The organism is Paraburkholderia sp. J63, from assembly GCF_905220245.1.
Taxonomy (GTDB): domain Bacteria; phylum Pseudomonadota; class Gammaproteobacteria; order Burkholderiales; family Burkholderiaceae; genus Paraburkholderia.
Genome location: NZ_CAJMZF010000057.1, coordinates 25,127 through 43,870 on the forward strand (window position 1 = coordinate 25,127; position 18,744 = coordinate 43,870).

Annotated in this window: 16 protein-coding genes and 1 pseudogene; 15 read left to right on the plus strand and 2 right to left on the minus strand. The window is 64.4% G+C overall.

The window, feature by feature from the left end; all coding sequences use genetic code 11:
• The first annotated feature begins 10 nt into the window (after window positions 1-10).
• From U5775_RS35120 to U5775_RS35145, 6 genes are all read left to right on the plus strand, one after another.
• Complete coding sequence (locus U5775_RS35120) at window positions 11-361, plus strand: UxaA family hydrolase (RefSeq protein ID WP_322062729.1); 351 nt, start codon at window positions 11-13, stop codon at window positions 359-361.
• Between the two features lie 61 nt (window positions 362-422).
• A complete protein-coding gene (locus tag U5775_RS35125; protein ID WP_322062730.1) occupies window positions 423-1,748 on the plus strand; it encodes a UxaA family hydrolase in 1,326 nt (441 codons plus the stop codon).
• 49 nt (window positions 1,749-1,797) lie between these two features.
• Window positions 1,798-2,832, plus strand: coding sequence for an aldo/keto reductase (locus U5775_RS35130; protein WP_322062731.1), 1,035 nt, complete (start codon window positions 1,798-1,800; stop codon window positions 2,830-2,832).
• A 13-nt stretch (window positions 2,833-2,845) separates the two neighbouring features.
• Complete coding sequence (locus U5775_RS35135) at window positions 2,846-3,730, plus strand: amidohydrolase family protein (RefSeq protein ID WP_322062732.1); 885 nt, start codon at window positions 2,846-2,848, stop codon at window positions 3,728-3,730.
• Between the two features lie 43 nt (window positions 3,731-3,773).
• Window positions 3,774-4,517 carry an SDR family oxidoreductase gene (locus tag U5775_RS35140; protein WP_322062733.1) on the plus strand — a complete coding sequence of 248 codons (744 nt, stop codon included), beginning with the start codon at window positions 3,774-3,776 and terminating at the stop codon, window positions 4,515-4,517.
• Between the two features lie 81 nt (window positions 4,518-4,598).
• Window positions 4,599-5,447 (plus strand): ureidoglycolate lyase, encoded by an 849-nt coding sequence (locus U5775_RS35145; protein ID WP_322062734.1) that lies wholly within the window; start codon window positions 4,599-4,601, stop codon window positions 5,445-5,447.
• Between the two features lie 113 nt (window positions 5,448-5,560).
• Here U5775_RS35145 and U5775_RS35150 read toward each other — a convergent pair whose 3' ends face one another.
• Window positions 5,561-6,007 (minus strand): PaaI family thioesterase, encoded by a 447-nt coding sequence (locus U5775_RS35150; RefSeq protein ID WP_322062735.1) that lies wholly within the window; start codon window positions 6,005-6,007, stop codon window positions 5,561-5,563.
• 279 nt (window positions 6,008-6,286) lie between these two features.
• On the opposite strand from U5775_RS35150, the gene U5775_RS35155 reads away from it, so the two are divergent.
• A complete protein-coding gene (locus tag U5775_RS35155) occupies window positions 6,287-7,912 on the plus strand; it encodes a methyl-accepting chemotaxis protein (protein WP_322062736.1) in 1,626 nt (541 codons plus the stop codon).
• 105 nt (window positions 7,913-8,017) lie between these two features.
• On the opposite strand, the gene U5775_RS35160 is transcribed toward U5775_RS35155, so the two are convergent.
• On the minus strand, window positions 8,018-9,109 hold the full coding sequence (locus tag U5775_RS35160; protein WP_322062737.1) for an AGE family epimerase/isomerase: 1,092 nt from the start codon (window positions 9,107-9,109) through the stop codon (window positions 8,018-8,020).
• Between the two features lie 232 nt (window positions 9,110-9,341).
• On the opposite strand from U5775_RS35160, the gene U5775_RS35165 reads away from it, so the two are divergent.
• The 8 genes and pseudogenes from U5775_RS35165 to U5775_RS35200 all read left to right on the plus strand — a co-directional run.
• A complete protein-coding gene (locus U5775_RS35165) occupies window positions 9,342-10,028 on the plus strand; it encodes an MgtC/SapB family protein (protein ID WP_322062738.1) in 687 nt (228 codons plus the stop codon).
• A 184-nt stretch (window positions 10,029-10,212) separates the two neighbouring features.
• Window positions 10,213-11,244 carry a hypothetical protein gene (locus tag U5775_RS35170; RefSeq protein ID WP_322062739.1) on the plus strand — a complete coding sequence of 344 codons (1,032 nt, stop codon included), beginning with the start codon at window positions 10,213-10,215 and terminating at the stop codon, window positions 11,242-11,244.
• Window positions 11,245-11,447: 203 nt separating this feature from the next.
• On the plus strand, window positions 11,448-11,603 hold the full coding sequence (locus U5775_RS35175; RefSeq protein ID WP_322062740.1) for a hypothetical protein: 156 nt from the start codon (window positions 11,448-11,450) through the stop codon (window positions 11,601-11,603).
• Between the two features lie 627 nt (window positions 11,604-12,230).
• Window positions 12,231-13,265, plus strand: a pseudogene (locus tag U5775_RS35180) (contractile injection system protein, VgrG/Pvc8 family); the annotation flags it as partial.
• Between the two features lie 399 nt (window positions 13,266-13,664).
• Window positions 13,665-15,878, plus strand: a complete 2,214-nt coding sequence (locus tag U5775_RS35185; RefSeq protein ID WP_322062746.1) for a type VI secretion system Vgr family protein — start codon at window positions 13,665-13,667, stop codon at window positions 15,876-15,878.
• Window positions 15,879-15,972: 94 nt separating this feature from the next.
• Window positions 15,973-17,304: a hypothetical protein gene (locus U5775_RS35190; protein ID WP_322062741.1), complete on the plus strand. Its 1,332-nt coding sequence runs from the start codon at window positions 15,973-15,975 to the stop codon at window positions 17,302-17,304.
• A complete protein-coding gene (locus U5775_RS35195; protein ID WP_322062742.1) occupies window positions 17,297-17,587 on the plus strand; it encodes a PAAR domain-containing protein in 291 nt (96 codons plus the stop codon). The genes U5775_RS35190 and U5775_RS35195 overlap by 8 nt, the downstream gene beginning before the upstream one ends.
• A 12-nt stretch (window positions 17,588-17,599) precedes the next feature.
• A partial coding sequence (locus U5775_RS35200) for a hypothetical protein (RefSeq protein ID WP_322062743.1) occupies window positions 17,600-18,744 on the plus strand: 1,145 nt, incomplete at its 3' end.

Sequence of the window (18,744 nt, forward strand, 5' to 3'; positions counted from 1 at the left end):
GAGGCGAGATTTGAGCACTAACTTGAGCCCTGGCGCGAACCGCGGCGCACCGCATACCGACGCGCGTCTCATCCTGCTCGCACCCGAGGACAACTGCCTGATCGCGGCGGCGCGCTTGCCCGCGGGCGAGACGCTTGCGATCGAGGGCGAGCGCGTGACGCTCGCGAAGACGGTCGATCTGGGGCACAAAGTGGCACGCCGCGCGCTGGCGAAGGACGAGAAAGTGGTGCGCTATGGCGCGCCCATCGGCCACGTGACGGCGAACGTGGCGCGCGGCGAGCATCTGCATACGCACAACCTCGAAAGTGACTATCTGCCGACTTATACGCACGACGCGGGCCACGAGTTCGTATCGCATTGATCGCTTTGATATCGACTTAGCCGGCCCGCGCCGCATGCACGACGAACGCAGGACGAATGCCATGACCGAAACTCCACTCAACGCCAATGCAGCAAGCCCGGCCGAACCCGTGCTCGAAGGGTGGCTGCGCAGCGACGGACGCAAGGGTATCCGCAACGTGGTTGCGGTGGCGTATCTCGTCGAATGCGCCCATCACGTGGCGCGCGAGATCGTCGCACAGTTTCGCGAGCCGCTTTACGACGCTGACCACGCGTTCGACGACCCTCAGGCGCCGCATGAACCGCCCGTCCATCTGATCGGTTTTCCGGGCTGCTTCCCGAACCGCTACGCCGAAAAGATGATGACGCAGCTCACCACGCATCCGAACGTGGGCGCGGTGCTGTTCGTCTCGCTCGGCTGCGAGAGCATGAACAAGCACTATCTCGTGGACCAGGTGCGCGCGAGCGGGCGACCCGTAGAAGTGCTGACGATCCAGGAAAAGGGCGGCACGCGCAGCACGATCCAATACGGCGTGGACTGGGTGCGCGACGCGCGCGCCCAGCTCGCGCAGCAGCGGAAAGTGCCGATGCGGCTGGACGAGCTCGTGGTGGGCACGATTTGCGGCGGCTCGGACAGCACGAGCGGCATCACCGCGAATCCGGCCGTGGGCCGTGCGTTCGACCATCTGGTCGCGGCGGGCGCGGCGTGCCTGTTCGAGGAGACCGGCGAGCTGGTGGGCTGCGAATATCACATGAAGAACCGCGCGGCGCGCCCCGAACTCGGCGATGAGATCGTCGCGAGCGTGGCCAAGGCCGCGCGCTATTACTCGATCCTCGGGCACGGCTCGTTCGCGGTGGGCAATGCGGACGGCGGCCTCACCACGCTGGAAGAAAAATCGCTGGGTGCGTATGCGAAGAGCGGTGCATCGCCTATCGTCGGCATCGTAAAGCCGGGCGACGTGCCGCCCACGGGCGGGCTCTATCTGCTCGACGTCGTGCCCGACGGCGAGCCACGCTTCGGATTCCCGAACATCAGCGACAACGCCGAGATTGCGGAGCTGATCGCGTGCGGCGCGCACGTCATTCTGTTCACGACGGGGCGCGGCTCCGTGGTCGGGTCAGCGCTCGCGCCCGTCGTCAAGGTCTGCGCGAATCCGCAGACGTATCGCAATCTCGCGGGCGACATGGACGTCGACGCTGGCCGCATCCTCGAAGGCCGCGGCACGCTCGACGAAGTGGGGCGCGAGGTGTTCGATGTCACGCTCGCCGTCTCGCGCGGCGCGCGTTCGAAGTCGGAGACGCTCGGCCATCAGGAGTTTATTCTCACGTACAAGACCTTCGAGCCGGTCGGCCCCGCGTGCCTGCCCGCGAGCGCGCGCGTGCCGGTGCCGGTGGTCGCTTCGCACTGACGCAGTGAAACACTGAAGCATCGTGGATTCGATCGAGGAGACACATCGCATGGCGCAGGAGCCTCATCCGCCGGTCGCGCAGCGCCGCCGCATCGGGCGCACCGCGCTCGAAGTGAGCGCGCTGAGTCTGGGCACGGCGCCGCTCGGCGGCCTGTATCGCGATCTCACCGACCAGGAGGCGCAGGCCACCGTCGATGCCGCCTGGGCGGCCGGCGTGCGCTTCTTCGACACGGCGCCGCACTATGGCCATACGAAAGCGGAGCATCGTCTCGGCGATGCGCTGCGCCGCTACCCGCGCAGCGAATACGTGCTGTCGACCAAGGTGGGCCGCCGCTTCGTGCCGCGCACGCATCGCTACGACGGCAGCGAAGGCTGGCAAGACCCGTTGCCGTTCGAGGCCATTTACGACTACACGCGCGAAGGCATTCTGCGTTCGTTCGAGGATAGCCAGCAGCGGCTCGGCATCGTCGAGATCGACATGCTGCTCGTGCACGATATCGGCCGCCTGACGCACGGCGAGCGCAACGCGCACTACTGGCGGCAGCTCAGCGAAGGCGGCGGCTTTCGCGCGCTCGACGAATTGCGCGCGTCGGGCGTGGTAAAGGCCGTTGGCTTCGGCGTGAACGAGCGCGAAGTGATACTCGAGGCGATGCGCGAATTCACGATCGATTGCGCGCTGCTCGCGGGCCGCTACACGCTGCTCGAACAGGCGCCGCTCGACGATCTGCTGCCCGCCTGCAGCCAGCGCGGCGTGAGCATCCTGCTGGGCGGCGCGTTCAATTCGGGCATTCTCGCGCGCGGGCTTGCCGGCGACCGCAAGTTCAATTACGGCGAGGCGCCGCCCGAGGTGGTCGAGCGCGTGGCGCGCCTCGAAGCGGTCTGCCGCGCGCATGGCGCGCCGCTCGCGGCGGCGGCGCTGCAGTTTCCCTATGCGCATCCCGCCGTGGCGACCGTGCTCACGGGCGCGCGCAGCGCGGCGGAATTGCGCGAGAACGTGGCGTCGTTCGAGACGAAGCTGCCGCCCGAGCTCTGGCGGGCGTTGCGCGACGAAGGGCTCGTCGATGCGCGCGCGCCGCTGCCCTGAAGGCGCCCATCCGATGACCAAGCACACCGCGAACACGCAGATCGACGCGCATCAGCACTACTGGGACCCCGCGCGCGGCGATTACGGCTGGCTCACGCCTGCGTCGAGCACGCTCTACCGTTCCTTCGGTCCTGCCGATCTCGCGCCGCTGCGCGCGCGTTGCGGCGTCGCGCGCACCGTGCTCGTGCAGGCCGCGCCCAGCGTCGACGAAACCTGGTATCTGCTCGATCTCGCGCGCCACGACGATTCGATCGCGGGCGTGGTGGGCTGGGTGCCGCTCGACGATCCACTCGCGCCCGAGCTGATCGCCGAGCTCGCGCGCGAGCCCAAGCTGCGCGCCGTGCGCCCGATGCTGCAGGACCTGCCCGACGACGACTGGATCGCGAAAGCCGATACGGCGCCCGCCATCGAGGCGCTGATCGCGCACGACCTCGCTTTCGACGCGCTCATTTTCACGCGTCACGCGAGTGCGCTCGAAACGTTCCTCGCGCGCCATCGCGCGCTGCGCGTGGTGATCGATCATGGCGCGAAGCCGCCTATTAAAGAGGGCGGTGAAAGTACGCTGGGCTTCGCCACGTGGTCGCAGGCGATCGCGCGCCTCGCGCGCTTTGGGCAGGTCCATTGCAAGGTCTCGGGTCTCGTAACCGAAGCCGCGCCGGACTGGAGCGACGAGACCTTGCGGCCATGGGTCGGGCATCTGCTCGCGAACTTTGGCGCGCATCGGCTCATGTGGGGCAGCGACTGGCCCGTGCTCAACCTCAATGGCGACTACGAACGCTGGCACGCAAGCGCGCAGCGGCTGTTCGCGCATCTGGGCGAGCGCGAGCGCGCCGCCGTGTTCGGCGGCAACGCGGCCGCGTTCTATCAGTTGCCGTTGCGCGCCGATTTAGCCGGTTAGAAAAGATCCGCGAAACCAGAGTCCGATTCAACAGGAGTGGCAGATGGCACAAAGACTGGCCGGCAAGACGGCCTTGATCACGGCGGCGGGCCAGGGCATCGGCTACGCGGCCGCCGAGCGATTCGCGCGCGAGGGCGCGCGCGTGATCGCCACCGATATCCGCATCGACGCGCTCGCGTCCCTGCCGGTCGAGGCGCGCAAGCTCGACGTGCGCGACGGCGCGGCCATCGCGGCGCTCGCGCAGGAACTGGGCGCGATCGACGTGCTGTTCAACTGCGCGGGCTTCGTGCACGCGGGATCGATTCTCGAAGCGAGCGAGGAGGACTGGGACTTCGCCTTCGACCTCAACGCGAAGGCGATGTACCGGACCATCCGCGCCTTCCTGCCCGCGATGCTGGAAGCGGGCGGCGGCTCGATCATCAATATGTCGTCGGCGGCGTCGAGCGTGAAGGGCGTGCCCAACCGCTTCGTCTACGGCGCGTCCAAGGCGGCTGTGATAGGGTTGACCAAGGCCGTGGCCGCCGACTTCGTGACGCGCGGGATCCGCTGCAACGCGATCTGCCCCGGCACCGTGGCTTCACCCTCGCTCGAGGAGCGCATCGCTGCGCAGGCGGCGGCGCAGGGCACGAGCGTGGACGCGGCGCGCGCGGCCTTCGTCGCGCGTCAGCCAATGGGGCGCGTGGGCACGGCCGGGGAGATCGCGGCGCTCGCGCTCTATCTCGCCTCGGACGAGTCGGCGTTTACGACCGGCCAGACGCATGTGATCGATGGCGGGTGGTCTAACTAGTTAGCCCGTGGCGAGCGATAATCGACGCGAAGCCGACCGGACGCCCAACCCATTCCGCAGACAGACAAGGAACTTGAGACGATGAAACTGCTTCGCTATGGCCCCAAGGGGCACGAAAAGCCGGGCCTCGTGGATGCCGAAGGCCGCATTCGCGCGCTCTCGGGCGCCGTTGCCGACATCGCCGGCGACGTGCTTTCCGACGCGGGCCTCACGCAACTGCGCTCGATCGATCCGGAAACGCTGCCGCTCGTGGAGGGCAACCCGCGCCTCGGGCCCTGCGTGGGCCATATCGGCAAGATGGTGTGCATCGGCCTGAATTACGCCGATCACGCTGCCGAATCGGGCATGCCGGTGCCCAGCGAGCCCGTGGTGTTCAACAAGTGGACGAGCGCCATCATCGGCCCGAACGACGACATCGAGATTCCCCGCGGCTCGAAGAAGACCGACTGGGAAGTCGAGCTGGGCGTGGTGATCGGCAAGCCTGCGAAGAACGTGAGCGAGGCCGATGCACTGAGCTACGTGGCGGGCTACTGCGTGGTCAACGACGTCTCCGAGCGCGAGTGGCAGATCGAGCGCGGCGGCCAGTGGGACAAGGGCAAGGGCTTCGATACCTTTGGCCCGACCGGCCCGTGGCTCGTCACGCGCGACGAGGTGGCCGATCCGCAGAATCTCTCGATGTGGCTCGAAGTGGACGGCCACCGCTACCAGAACGGCAGCACGCGCACGATGATCTTCACGGTCGCGAAGCTGGTGTCGTATCTCTCGCAGTGCATGAGCCTGCAGCCGGGCGACGTGATCTCCACGGGCACGCCGCCGGGCGTGGGCATGGGCGTGAAGCCCGAGCCGGTGTACCTGAAACCGGGCCAGACCGTGCGCCTCGGCATCGAAGGGCTCGGCGAGCAGACGCAGAAGACGCGCGCGGCGGAGTGAGCGACGCGCCCGCCCCGATCTTGCTAAATGGGCATCGATAAAACGAAACGGCCGCGGAGATCCGCGGCCGTCGTGCTTTCTGCCCGACCTGGATGCGTGCCGATCAGGCGTCGTCACCCATGCGGCGCAGTCTCTCCGGGCGCACCGCCCGCATCGCCCATCCGGCTGACCGTGCCTTGCGCGAGCGCGATCAGCCGCTCGTCGCCGTTCTCCATCACGAACACGCTGCACTGGCAGGTGGCCTGCTGGCGCCCCGCATGGACCACGCGCGCCCGCGCGACCAGCGTGCCGGACAGGGCGGGCCGCAGGTAATTGATTTTGTACTCGCCCGTGACCACGCGCGGACCGAGCGCCAGCGCGCCCGCGAACGTGAGGGCGTTGTCGGCGAGATAGCTGATCACCCCGCCGTGCACGAACCCGTGCTGCTGCTTGAGGTCGTCGCGTACGGGCAGCCGCAGCGTCAGCTCGTCGGCCCCGACGTGCATGAGTTCGGTGCCGAGCAGCATGCTGAACGGTTGGGCGTGAAGCGCGCCGCGCGCGCGATCCAGCATATCGGTCATCGTCGGATTCCCCAGGGCCACGCCCTCGTAGTTTCCTAACCACTCTAGGAAGTGCCGTGCGGCGGCGCAAGGTGAATCGAAAATCGGTCGCTCCTCAATTGTTGCGGAAAACGACGTGAATCTCGCAGTGATCGTTTCTGCAACAGCTTATTGCGCATTTGATGCCGAAATTTCGCGCAATTGGCCTCAATCCAACGTTTGCGAGGCCGTAAACCCGTGCGGGTGCGCGCGTTATCCCGCGCGCGCCGAACCTACTCACTGCCATCCCAGGTGTTCAAGATGTTCAGCAAGATCAAGGTCGCATCCGGCCTTCTGTGTGTTCTCGCCGCGTTCTGCGTGCTTCAGCTCGTGACCGAGGGGCTCGGTTTCTGGGCCCTCACCCGCACGCACGACGACGTGAAGGATCTCTCGCGCGTGGCGCTGCGCCAGGCGAGCGCCGCCAACGAAGCCACCCAGCATTTGATGGACGCGCGCATCAACCTCTCGCGCGCCGGCACCCGCCTGATTCGCGGCGGCGGCGCGGCGCCGACCGACATCATCAACCATGCGCAGGAGCAACTGGGCGCGGCCGACCAGTCGTTCGCCGAGCTCACGGCGGTCGAGACCGTCAACGACGAAGACCGCGCACGCGTGGCGGCGCTCGGCCAGCGCTATCAGGTCTATCACAAGGCGCTCGCGGAGCTGATCGACGACCTCAACGCGAACAACATCCAGGCCTTCCTCGACCAGCCGACGCAGTCGTACCAGGACGCCTATCTCGCCGAACTGCACGAATTCGCGCGCTTCAGCGCGGCGGCCAGCCACGCCTCGCTCGCGTCGATCGATACGCGTCTCGCGCTGTTCCAGAGCGTGGGCATCGCGATCCTGATCGTGCTGATCGCGCTCGCCACGGGCGTGCACTTCGCGCTGCGCCGGGGCGTCGTGGCGCCGCTCGAAGAAGCGGGCCGCCACTTCGATCGCATCGCGCGCGGGCGCCTGAACGAAACCGTGGCCGCGCGCGGCGACAACGAGATTGGCCTGCTCTTTCGCGATCTCGCGATGATGCAGGCGAGCCTCGCGCGCACGGTCCACACGGTGCGCGAGGTGGCGGGCTCGATCCACGTGGGCGCCGACGAGATCGCGACCGGCAACGCCGATCTCTCGGCGCGCACGGAGTCGCAGGCGGCCTCGCTCGAAGAGACGGCGGCCAGCATGGAAGAGCTCACAGGCACGGTGCGCAACACCGCCGAGAACGCGCGCGAGGCCAACATGCTGGCCGAGGCGGCGCTCAACGCGACCGCGCGCGGCGGCGCCGTGGTGGGCGAGGTGGTCGAGCGCATGCATGGCATCGCGCAGAGCTCGGACAAGATCGCGGAAATCATCGGCGTGATCGACGGGATTGCGTTTCAGACCAACATCCTTGCGCTCAACGCGGCCGTGGAAGCGGCGCGCGCGGGCGAGCAGGGGCGCGGCTTCGCCGTCGTGGCGGGCGAGGTGCGCGGGCTCGCGCAGCGCAGCGCGCAGTCGGCCAAGGAGATCAAGACGCTGATCAGCGAGTCGGTGGCGCAGATCCGCGGCGGCTCGGAGCTGGTCGAGCGCGCGGGCTCGGCCATGCGCGAGGTGTCGACGTCGATCTCGCGCGTCACGCAGATGATGGCCGGCATCAGCGCCTCGTCGCTCGAGCAGAGCGCGGGCATCGATCAGGTAAATACCGCCGTTTCGCAGATGGATCAGATGACGCAGCAAAACGCGGCGCTCGTTGAGGAGGCCGCGGCGGCGGCGGCTTCGCTGCATCAGCAGACGCGGCAACTGGCCGAGGCCGTGGCGGCATTCGAGATTTCCCCGGCCGTGCTGGCCGAAGGGCGTGGCCTCGCGCAAGCGGCGGCGATGCGCGCGGAACCGGCGGGGCTGCTGGCGGCGGGTTGATTCGCTGGATTTGCCCGATTGCGCCGATCGATCCCGACGGGTTTGATCGGCGCAATCGATGCAATCGACGTGGGGCCGTCCGCCGCAACGGCGGGCGGCAGCGCGCTACGGCAGCGCGCGATACGCCGTCAACAGGTGATAGGGCGTGGTCGAAGGCATGTCCGCGCGGACGAGCTCTCCGCCCGCGTTTCTACATTCCACCCAGCCTTGCGGCGTGAGAAAGCGCTGCGCAAATTTCCCGATCTGCACTTCTAACGTTGCGCGCACAACGGTATCGCCGTGGGTTGCGATCGCGCGCAGATACTCCGTTTGCGCCCAGATGCGCTGCGTGTCGTCGATCACGCGGCCCTGCTCGTCGAAGGACGCCGCGACGGCGCCGCTGACCGGGTCCACGCCGTGCTTCACTGCAAATACGAACGCGCGCGCGAGCGCCTCCTGAAGCCCGGACGCCCCCAGCCGGTGCGCGCCCGCCTGCGCCGCGAGCCAGAACCATTCGAACTGATGTCCCGGTTCGAGGCGGTTGTCCGCCGTCCCGAGCGGCAGTTCGGCGATACAGCCCGTGCCCGCGTGCAGGAAATTGCGTGCAAGCGCTTCGACGAGGCTTGTGATCGCCGTGTCGAAGGCGGCGTCGCCACTTGCCTCGCGGGCCACGAGCCACGCCTCGGTCAGATGCATCAGCGGATTCTGCAGCGGCCCGCTCGCGACGCTCGCGAAGGACGTATCGAGCGCCGCGTTGAGCAAGCCGTCGTGCGCCTTGAAGCGATCCAGGATCAGCGCGGACGTTTCGCGTGCCGTGTCGAGCGCCTCGGCCACGCCGAAGCGCTGGCCATAGGCCGAGCACGCGAACACCACGAACGCATGGGTGTAGAGGTCCTTCGTGGTGTCGAGCGGAGCGCCCTGGGCGTCGAGGCTGTAGAACCATCCGCCGTGCGCGTGGTCCGCAAAGAAGTGGCGCAGCGATTCGAAGAGCGTGTGCGCATGCGCGGCCTCAGGCCCGCCTGCCTGCGAGAACACGAAGAGCTGGCGGGCGCAGGCCATCGCGCGATAGCGCGTGTCGGGCAGCGGCGCCGTACCCGATGCATCGAGCGCTTCATGCGGTAGACGCAGCGTCGCGTTGAAGCCGGGGCCGCGCCACAATGGCAGGATCGTGCGGTCGAAATGGTCGCGCAGGCTCGCTGCGGCGGTGAGAGCGTTCATGGAAGACCTGGGCGCGAGAGGCGTCGGCGCAAGGAAAACAGGGTGTCCGCGATTGTACGCCGGGGCCAGTCTGTCTCGATTATGGGGCGTACGATGCACCGCATGCGGCGGCTTGCCGCCCCAGCGCCAGGACTGCCGGGACGGACCTGGGGGGCGCCCGCCGCGATCATTTCAACAACAGGATGGGCTGCGCAAGCGGTACACATCCACGAGAACAAGGAGAGCGACAACCATGCTCGGCAATTGGGAACTCATTTCGCGGCTCGTGCTGGCCGCGTTGCTCGGCAGCGTGATCGGCATCGAGCGCGAACGTCTGTCGTGGGCCGCGGGGTTGCGCACGCACATGCTCGTGTGCGTGGGTTCGGCACTGATCATGATCGTTTCCGCGTTCGGTTTTGCCGATGCGCTGGGCGGCGAGCACGTCGTGCTCGACCCCTCGCGGATGGCCGCCCAGGTGGTCTCCGGCATCGGCTTTCTCGGCGCCGGCTCGATCCTGCTGCGCGGCGAGATCGTGCGCGGCCTGACGACGGCGGCGAGCCTGTGGTCGGTGGCGGCCATCGGCCTCGCGGTGGGCGGCGGCCTCTATACCGCGGCGATCGCGGCGACCATCATCATTCTCATCATCCTCGCGGGCATCAAGCCGCTCGAGCGGCGCTTCATCACGTTCCGGCAGCGCCGGCGCATTTCGCTGCTCGTCGATCGCGGCGCGCTCACGTTCCACTCGCTGCACGGCGCGCTGGGCACGTCCAGCTCGCGCGTGAAGCAGTTCGTGGTGCAGCAGAACGACGATTCGCCCGAACTCGACGAAGTGATGATCGTGCTGAGCCGCGTTTCGTCGATGGAGTACGAGGCCATCTGCACGGCGCTGCGGCGCTTGCCAGTCGTAAAGGAGTTTCGCGAGGAAGACGGGCAGGGCTGATGCGGCACGCATGGTTCATATTTGAGGGGCTCACAGGTTTATCGTTTGCGGCTAAGATGCCTGACCAGCGGCGCGCGGCTTTGGGATACGCGCGTCCGGGGAGCGACACGCGGCTGTCACGCTGCGGCCAGGCGTGACTGACGCGCGACGCGAGTTCACCTGAAGCGAGTCTCATCGTCGATCCATGGCCGAACACGCAGATAACGGACCTTCCAATATCGGACGCACTGCGCGTAGTGCGTCGTCCCGGCGTCGAAACCCGACGCCTTCTCCCGACACCGAAGTCACCCTGTCAGCGGACGCCCCGGCGGCGGAGCCGGGTAGTGCGCTCACGCTCGATCTTTTTGACGCGGGCGCCGAGCCGGGGGGCGAGCACGAAGCGGCTGAGGTGGCCGATGCCGCGCAGGCCGCGGGCGCTAAGGGCGGTCGTGCGACGACCGCACGGCGTGCGGCACGCACGCCGGTGACAGCCGAACCGATGGAAGATGCCGCGAGCACTGACGGCGAGCCGGACGGCCAGGCGGCGGGGGGCGTGCATGGCGACGCGCCGCAAGCCCTTGCCGTAACGGAGGGCGAGGGCGCAGAGCGGGCCGCATCGTCCTCCGAATCCGTGACCGCGCCCGGTGGCTTGCACGGCGCAGCCAAAGAACCGGTGCTCTCGGGCTTGCCGCCGGCAAACGGCTTCTCCTACGCGGCCACGGGCGCCACGGGCAACGCCGCGCGCATGGTCTCGACGGTGCATGCCGCCGACGTTGACGCGGCGGTCCACGGCCAAGTGCCCGAGCGCGCGGCGAGCCACGACGCCGGGCGCGCGGTGGCGATGCTGCCCACGGAGATCGTCGCGGCGATGGCCGCCCAGACGCGCAGGACGAAGTGGATGCTGACGGCGGCCGTTGCCGCGCTCGTGGTGACGGCGGGCGTGGCGATCGCGCAGACGCTCTTGCTTGCGAGCCTCTCGGCCGATACCGCAACGCAGCAACAGCGTTTCGACGTGCTGATGCAGAACCAGCAGGTGGCGCTAGACAACATGGGGGCGCGCCTGGCTGCACCGGCCGCTACCTTGGCCGCAGCGGCACCGCCGCCGCCGCCGGCAACGCCGCCCCGCCATGCCGCAAGAGCGGCCACGATGCCCAAAACGTCCGAGAAGGCCACATCGCGCGCCGCGGCGCATTTGCGGCACGCCAGGTCCTCCCGCCAGGCTGCGGCGAAAAACTGATCTGCGCTTCCATCCAGTTTCGACCCTTAAATTGAAGGTCATCCAGCCGTTGTTTTGATGCAACGTATGGATGGCCAACGGCCAAGCCGCGACGCGGTGCCGCAGATTTCTTGTTGCATCGCACTGGTGTTGGACTAGGGAAAACCCTATAATGCATTTGTTCCTAGGGAAAACCCTAAAATCTTGTCTAACCGGGAGTCGCCATGAGCTTTATCCTTGCACTTTTCCAAAAGGTGAGCGATCTCTTCGCGTCGCCGTATCTGCCGATGGATGTCGAATATTCGTATGCAGCGCGTCACCGCGAAGCAGAACGCATCCGCCGCTCGCACTACACGCCTTACAGCCTGCCGCGCGACTAATCTCGCCGTATTGGGAGCGGCAAGAGCGAAGCGCAGCAATTCGCGCGGCTCTGAGTTGATACATCGGCGTTGCTCCAACAGTCGGTACATCGAATGAGGCCGGTTCTTGCAAGAGAACCGGCCTTGTCGCGTCTGGACGGGAGCGAGTGGAGTGAAAAGGTATTCAGCGAATGACGCGCGAAAAAAATAGTTAGTAACTCGAATTTAAATGGCGTCGTTGACCGAATGACGTCGTCATGCCGAGTAAGGCGCAACGAATCCTGCGGCGACCGCGAACGCGCACTCCCCTGTTGCCGAGCGGGCCGATCCTGAACCGGAGCGGATGCCGTGCCACACCCACGTATTTTCCCCCGCGACTACAGCCGCGAAGATTCCGCCCAGACCTTCCTGGAACCCGTGCCGGATGTTTGTCCTGCCGCATAGGTCGGTGCTGTTATGCCATGTGGGTATTGCCGTGCATCCTTGACGCTGCGCCAGGCGCGACGCCGCGCATGCGGGTAGCGTGGGGAGATTTGTCAATTTGCGTGACATTCACACGCTCCAGATTTAGGACTACATACAAAGAGGATGTCTATGGCGGAATCTGACGGTGGTGCGAGGCTGGTAACGGGCAGGCAGTCGGCCCATATGGAAATCATCCGGCGCTACAAGGATGGCAGGATTCCCGAAGAAGATCGGCGCAAGCCACGCGTGAAGCCCGAGCTGTCGGTGGTCGAATGGGAGGCACATGAGGAAGTCTGCAAGCCGTACCGGATCAAGGCGCTGGTTTCAACTTCAGGGCCGGTGTCGCGCAAGGATATCCTCGGACAGTGGGCGAAGCTCCGGTTTCAGACCGAGGAAGGCGCACCGCTGCGCGAGTTCTGGTGCTTCGTTTCGCGTTTTGATTCGGTGTCCCGCTCGCGCGATGGCTGTACATACCATGTCGTAGCCCACCAGATTCTGGCGTTGCTCGACGGTCCGAGCAACTGCGCAACGTACCAGAACAAGACCTCCGCCGACATTATCCAGGAAGTCATCAAGCGTACCGATCTGAAACCCTGGATACGGGTGGTGACGCGGTTGCGGCGGCAGCACCCGAAACACGCGTTCCGCATGCAGTACAACATGGGCGATTAGGACTACTGCCGTCTGGAAATGGAGCAGGCGGGGCTGTTCTGCTTTACGGAAACTGACCGGCACGGCGAAGTGCTGGTCATAGCCGACGATATCGACGGCTATACCCGTCCGGCCATCGAACTGAAGGAGCGTCCTGGCAGTGGCCTGCATACTTTTGAGGAATCGATTTACTCGCTGAAGTTCAGGACGCGGACGGTCCCGGATTCCTTTGTCGTGGCCGACTACAACCCCGACCAGGCGTACACCCTGTACCGCGGGGAAGGCCGTGCACGTGACGAGTTCAGCAGCGATGACGATAACACGATGCTGGGCACGCCCTACGTGTGGGGTACGCAGCACGAGGACGCGGCCAGCGCGAAACGCGCAGCCGTGCTGCGGCACGAAGCGGCGCGTGCGCAGCAAGTCACTTGCAAGGCCCGGTCCACGATGCCCGCGGTCCGTCCCGGCTGCATCGTGAAACCCGACACGCTGGACGACTATGCAGCGGAAGAAGGGGCCGGGATCGACATGAAGGAAGGCGTGTTCATATTCAAGGTTGTGCATCACGGCGCGCGCAACCAGAACTACCGCAATACCTTCCAGGCGATTCCGGCAGGCCGTCCCTATCGCATGGGCATAGACGAGTCGAAGTGGCCCCGTGTGCACACGCTGGGTTTCACGGTCAAGTCACCGAATGACTACACCTACCCCTACCTGGATGACGAAGGCCGGATCATCGTGCGCTTTCACTGCGACTTCGGCAACTGGCCGAAGGGCGGCGAGAGCGTGCCGCTGCGCATGGCCAAGCCCTTCGCGAGCAAGGACCGTTCGGGCCTGAACCTGCCGCCCGTGGATGGCGACCAGGGGATAGCGGGATTCTACGAGGGCAATCCAAACAAGCCCTTCGCACTGGCGTTTTTGCCAAATTCCGTCAACCCGGATCACATCAACAGCTCGCGCCGCCGCATGTCGCGCGGCGAGATCGCCACGCGTTCGGGCAACAAGCTGCGGTTCGAGGATTGGGAGGGGCAGCGCGGCGTCGAACTGCGGACAGAGGAAGAAGGCCGTTCGCAGTTGAGCATGGGCTACATACCGGATCGCGAACTCAAGGAGCGCGGGCGCGGCGTGGAGTTGCGCACGGCGGCGTACCTGGTGAACCGGGGCGGCAAGGGCGTGATGGTCGCGGCCTACGACCAGGGCGGCGGCCAGGGCAAGGTGCTCGCCATGGACGAGACGGATGCCCAGCTCAAGGATCACCAGGCACTCAGCAAGTCACTTGCAGATTCGGCTGACGCGTCGAAAGCCACGCCCGCGGACACGGACGCGCAGAAGGCGATTGACGATGGCCTGCACGGGCTGAAGAAGCCTGGCGTGCTGGTCACGGGACCGGGGCCGGTGGGGATTGTCTCGGGCGATGGCATGCACGTGGCCGCCGATGGGTCGCTCGTGGCGACCACGAAGAAGGGCATGCACTTCAGCACGCTCAGGCGCTTCACGGTGGCGGCGCGTGATTGGGTGTCGCTGTTCTCGCAGAAGGGCATGAACCTCATCACGGCGGCGGGCGACTTCGTGGCACAGGCCCAGCGCGGGCGTATGCAGCTCGCCTCGCAGGGTGACATGACGGTGGAGACGGTGGACGGCGTGGTGCACGTGAAGTCTCCAAAGGAGATCGTGCTGAACGCGGGCGGCACGTACATGAAGCTCTCGCCAGGCGGCATCGAGTTCGGCTCGCGCGGTGGCGCGCTGTTCAGGACGACCGGCCTGAAGAAGATCGGACCTGCACAGATGGACCTGGGCGGCGCGGCGTTCGCGCCGCAGTTCGTGCCGTTCACGACAGGCTGCGAGGTGTGGCGCAGGAATGCGAATTTCATCCAGGACGTCGCGGGCAAGCCCGCGCCCGCACCGGACCCGGCGCAGTGGGAAGGACTGGCGAATACGGGAGCGGTGGCACCGGCACCCATGCTCGATGCAGGGTCGATGGCATCGGCGGGTGGTGGCGGATTGCAGGATATGCAGCCGCTGGGGCAGGTACTCCCTGGCTCGACGGGTTCTGCGGGTGGTCCGGTGCAGAGCGCCGGGGCCATGGGGCAGTTCTCGCCGTTTGATGGGAAGCCGTCGAACGTTGATCCGAATATTCCCAAGGTCAAGGTCGCATTGTCTGGATCTGATGACCAGAAACTCAGCTACGTTACCCCTGACCCCATCAAGCTGGAAAAAGCCATTCCCTGTGACTGGAAGAGCGCGGACCTGAAGGCAGACGTCAATCAGCATATCGAATCTAAAACGTATTGGGGCAGGCTGAAAGATAGATCCCCATGGAAAAGTAAAGATGGATCGATCTGGTTTAAAGCTGGCGGTTCAAGGGATTCGAATTTTGAATTTTCATACAGCGAGCAGGACAAGACCGTTACTTGCACGGTGCGGGTGATGTTGATTCCGATGGACTTGTTTCCAGTTGATGCAAATGGGAATCGGGATAGTAGCGCCCAGATACAAACGATCCCATATGAATCACCAATCCATTGGAGAATGACGCCTGGCTCTGCAGCCAACGGCGTAAAAATGGACTATCGCGAAGCACCCGGAGCCCAATACGATATCAATGCACTCACAAGCCGCATCGAGGCTGTGTTGAATCAGGGTAACTACAAGTTAATTCTGGACGGATGCTCCAAGGGCGCAGCGTGTGGATGTCGGGTGAAAGTCAAATTCAGGGCCGACCTTCGTATGTCGATCAAGGGCGTGCCCATCAATGGATTCCGCGAGCACGTTTCGCTTCACCTCTATCCCTTCGTCCTTCGTGCTGATACTTCGGCTTGGGGTGAAGGACAAAAAAGCAGAGATGACAATAAAGTAATTCACGACCTCCCGGCCGCCAATGTTGAGGCGCATGAGTGCGGGCACTATTTCAACTTCCCCGACGAATATTACGATCAGGGCGGTTGGATTCATGAATCGTATATCAAGGACGAGCAGATCGATTTCTCACTGGTTGACGCGAAAACTGGAACTATGGTTTGGCAAGGGAGTTCGCCAAAAAACCTGATGGGCTACGGTGCCGTTGAGCCTCTTCAAGGCGGCCAGGTTACGGCCAAGATTAAACCCTACTACCTGGAATACGTGCGACGTCAATACTCACTTGCGACCAATAAGCTGTGGAGGGTTGGTTATGAATCATAGTCGATGGACTCAATGTTTAGGCTGTGCCGCGCTTGTCTTGTTCGCATTTATAAACGATGCAAATTCTGAGGCTGAAAAGTCGGGGGATAAATCAATGCAATATAGCTACACAACCAATGGTGCTGCGGATGGCAGTTTCAATGCCTATGGAAACAATGAGATCACGGTCTCGGGTGACGTTCTGAGCGTTCTGATTGGCGATTCCGATGGAGACAAGAACATCAACGGAGTTGGAATATATGAGTTGAAATTACTCAATAAAAATCTAAAAGATGCCCAGAAGCTAGCGGAGTTGCTGTGCTCTCCAGACGACCCAAATAGCGACGTGCCAATCTCGGATCTATATGGCACCACATGCGATGGCAAGATGAGAAGTGGCATGATGAGGAATTTCAGTCGTCCTGTTGCGATCAAGATCGCTGATCTGGTGGATTCACTAAAAAGCGCGGGAGTTCGGGAAGGAAGAAAGATCGTGAAACTCGATCTTTCACTCGCTTCGATCAATCGTGCTGTCGATGGATTTCTGGTATCGCTAAGGTTCGTCAACAGTGGCGACTACCCGATCACATTCAAGACACCCGACAAGTGGGAGACCAAAGTTGGAAAGTACATGGACATTTTGGCCGTCACGGACTCAAGTGACGGCATGTCGTCAAGGATCGGTTTTGCATTGGCTGGACAGCCTCTTGCCAATCCAGCGCAGTTTCCCGATGATGAAATCACCGTCGCGCCCCATAGTATCGTGGTTGTAACAATAAAAACTACCCATATCCAGAAATTCACTGCCGGCACCTACGATCTCAATGCTGGCGCATTCATGGAAATAAAGGTCGTCGGATTGGAGTCCAGTCTGATTCGTGTCGATTTCCATTCGGACTACAAGAACCCGACGCGCGTGGCCTTTGACCGCGACTACCCCTCAACGCCGCAGGAGCGTGAGCAGTGGGAAGCGTACCAGCGAACCCGCATGTCCCAATGGTCGGTCAAGCCAGGGCAGACGTTTGCCGAAGACGGGCTGTATCGTGCTGTGCGCACCAGCGGCAGCGCTCGCGGCCTGCTGCTGAAACCATTCAAGGCCGGGGACGTAGCAACGACCGAACCCGTGACGATGCCGATGGACTCGGAGTACACGATGGGCACGAATATCGACGGCCCGGTGCAGTGGGTGTGGGAGGCGAGTGCGCCCACGCCTGTCAAGCAGTGGTCATTCGACCTCATCGACGGCACGCAGCAGTTCTGTGAACCCGGCGTGGCCTGTCCGCGCAGCGGGCGCTGGGTGCCGCGCGTGTCGGTTGGTTACTCGATGCTTTCACAGGAATACCAGTACCAGCTCGCGAACATGGTGACGCTGCGCCGGGGGGACACGATGCCCTCCATCAAGGGCGACTTCCCGAAATGGGAATGGGTGGGGGTGCCCCGTGGTTGAACGCGCCTGCATTCTGCGGCTCGACCGCACCACGGCACAGGGCACCGTGCTTGACGCCATCGATGACACGGGCATCGATGAGCGCGGCATGAGCTATCTCGGTGCGCGTGTGCAGTGTCCCGCGTGCGGGACCGTGGGGCGCATCGAGGCCAACGGGCCGCGTAGCCCCGAGGATGCCATCGATGACAAGCTGCCTGCGCTGGAGAATGACTTCTGCCGCTGCGGCTGCAATCCGCCGCCCCGGCTCATCGCCTCGCAGCGCGACTGGACTTACGAGAGCTGATACGGAGGAACGATGACCTTTCGATGGGACGAGCCGATGCTGGAGGAACGGGAGGCCGGCGAGCCGCCGCCTCTCTGGATATACGTCGTAGTGTTTGTTGTCGTGGAGTGTGTTGCTTTCGGGCTGACTATTGTTAACTGGCCCAAGGGCAAGTCCGTCAACTCATGGGAATTCGTGCGCGGCATTCTGCTGCTTGGGCCGGTCTTTTCGGGGGCGATCTGTGCGTTCATCTACCACAGCGCGCACGGACAGTACGCTTTTGAGACCGCCGTGACGAATCAGGAAGGCTGGGAGCGGAGGCGGTCGTGGCTACGCTCCAGCCGCTCAGGCGTAGCCGTACTCGACAGCGTGGTGCTCGCGCCCGAACCGGACTTGGCCGAACGCATGCTGGCACTCGACGGCACGCCACCCGAGAACCCCGGCAAGGTGATGGCGCTGGAAGAACTGGACGGTGGGCAATCGCGGCTGCACGTCCTGCTGGAAAAGCTGCTTGGTCCGCTCGCCCCGAAACTGGCCGGGGCCAGGCGCAGTGAGTCGTTCCAGCTCATGATGCAGGCCGACCGCGACAACTCATCCGATGTGATTAACGAGGTCTGGAAAAAACTGGAGCTGCCAGGATATCCGCACATCATCCGCATGCAGCCCGACACCGGGCCAAAGTTTGCGGAGCAGTGGTTTCCCGCTGACGCCAATCCGCAATACCGCCTGGTGCTCGCGTGGCATCTGAACGACGGCGGTCCGGACGCACCCCAGGAATTCTCCGAGTTCGGGGTCGCCCTGCTGCTTGGCTCGCACCCGCTCATGTGGGAAAAGCGCGGCAAGCTACGCGGGCAGGCGTGGCTGCTGCGCGGGATCGAGGCAGAAGCCGACCAGGTGGAGGATGCACTGACGCAGCTACTCGAGGCTGAACAGGTGGAGTCGAAGCGCATCCGCAACTTCTGGCACTGCCGCCTCAAGGGCCTCGCGCAGCATGCAACCTTGGGTGCGGTCAGGGACAGTGAACTGAAGGTTTCCACACACGCACTGGAAACGGCTATCGGCCCACAGGCCCCGGCGTCACGGTGGATGGTGTATGCGCTGGCGGCGAGGATGGCGCACTTCGGGCAGGGCGCGCAGCTCGTGGCCCTGCCGGGTGAGAAAGGGGTAGTGCTCAATCT

Excerpts from the sequence above, each read along its gene's own strand:
- U5775_RS35145 (WP_322062734.1), top strand. The coding sequence starts at position 4,599 with ATGAAACTGCTTCGCTATGGCCCCAAGGGGCACGAAAAGCCGGGCCTC.
- U5775_RS35185 (WP_322062746.1), top strand. The coding sequence starts at position 13,665 with ATGTCGCGCGGCGAGATCGCCACGCGTTCGGGCAACAAGCTGCGGTTC.
- U5775_RS35135 (WP_322062732.1), top strand. The coding sequence starts at position 2,846 with ATGACCAAGCACACCGCGAACACGCAGATCGACGCGCATCAGCACTAC.
- U5775_RS35140 (WP_322062733.1), top strand. The coding sequence starts at position 3,774 with ATGGCACAAAGACTGGCCGGCAAGACGGCCTTGATCACGGCGGCGGGC.
- U5775_RS35125 (WP_322062730.1), top strand. The coding sequence starts at position 423 with ATGACCGAAACTCCACTCAACGCCAATGCAGCAAGCCCGGCCGAACCC.
- U5775_RS35130 (WP_322062731.1), top strand. The coding sequence starts at position 1,798 with ATGGCGCAGGAGCCTCATCCGCCGGTCGCGCAGCGCCGCCGCATCGGG.
- U5775_RS35190 (WP_322062741.1), top strand. The coding sequence starts at position 15,973 with ATGCAATATAGCTACACAACCAATGGTGCTGCGGATGGCAGTTTCAAT.
- U5775_RS35175 (WP_322062740.1), top strand. The coding sequence starts at position 11,448 with ATGAGCTTTATCCTTGCACTTTTCCAAAAGGTGAGCGATCTCTTCGCG.
- U5775_RS35170 (WP_322062739.1), top strand. The coding sequence starts at position 10,213 with ATGGCCGAACACGCAGATAACGGACCTTCCAATATCGGACGCACTGCG.
- U5775_RS35165 (WP_322062738.1), top strand. The coding sequence starts at position 9,342 with ATGCTCGGCAATTGGGAACTCATTTCGCGGCTCGTGCTGGCCGCGTTG.
- U5775_RS35150 (WP_322062735.1), bottom strand. The coding sequence starts at position 6,007 with ATGACCGATATGCTGGATCGCGCGCGCGGCGCGCTTCACGCCCAACCG.
- U5775_RS35160 (WP_322062737.1), bottom strand. The coding sequence starts at position 9,109 with ATGAACGCTCTCACCGCCGCAGCGAGCCTGCGCGACCATTTCGACCGC.
- U5775_RS35155 (WP_322062736.1), top strand. The coding sequence starts at position 6,287 with ATGTTCAGCAAGATCAAGGTCGCATCCGGCCTTCTGTGTGTTCTCGCC.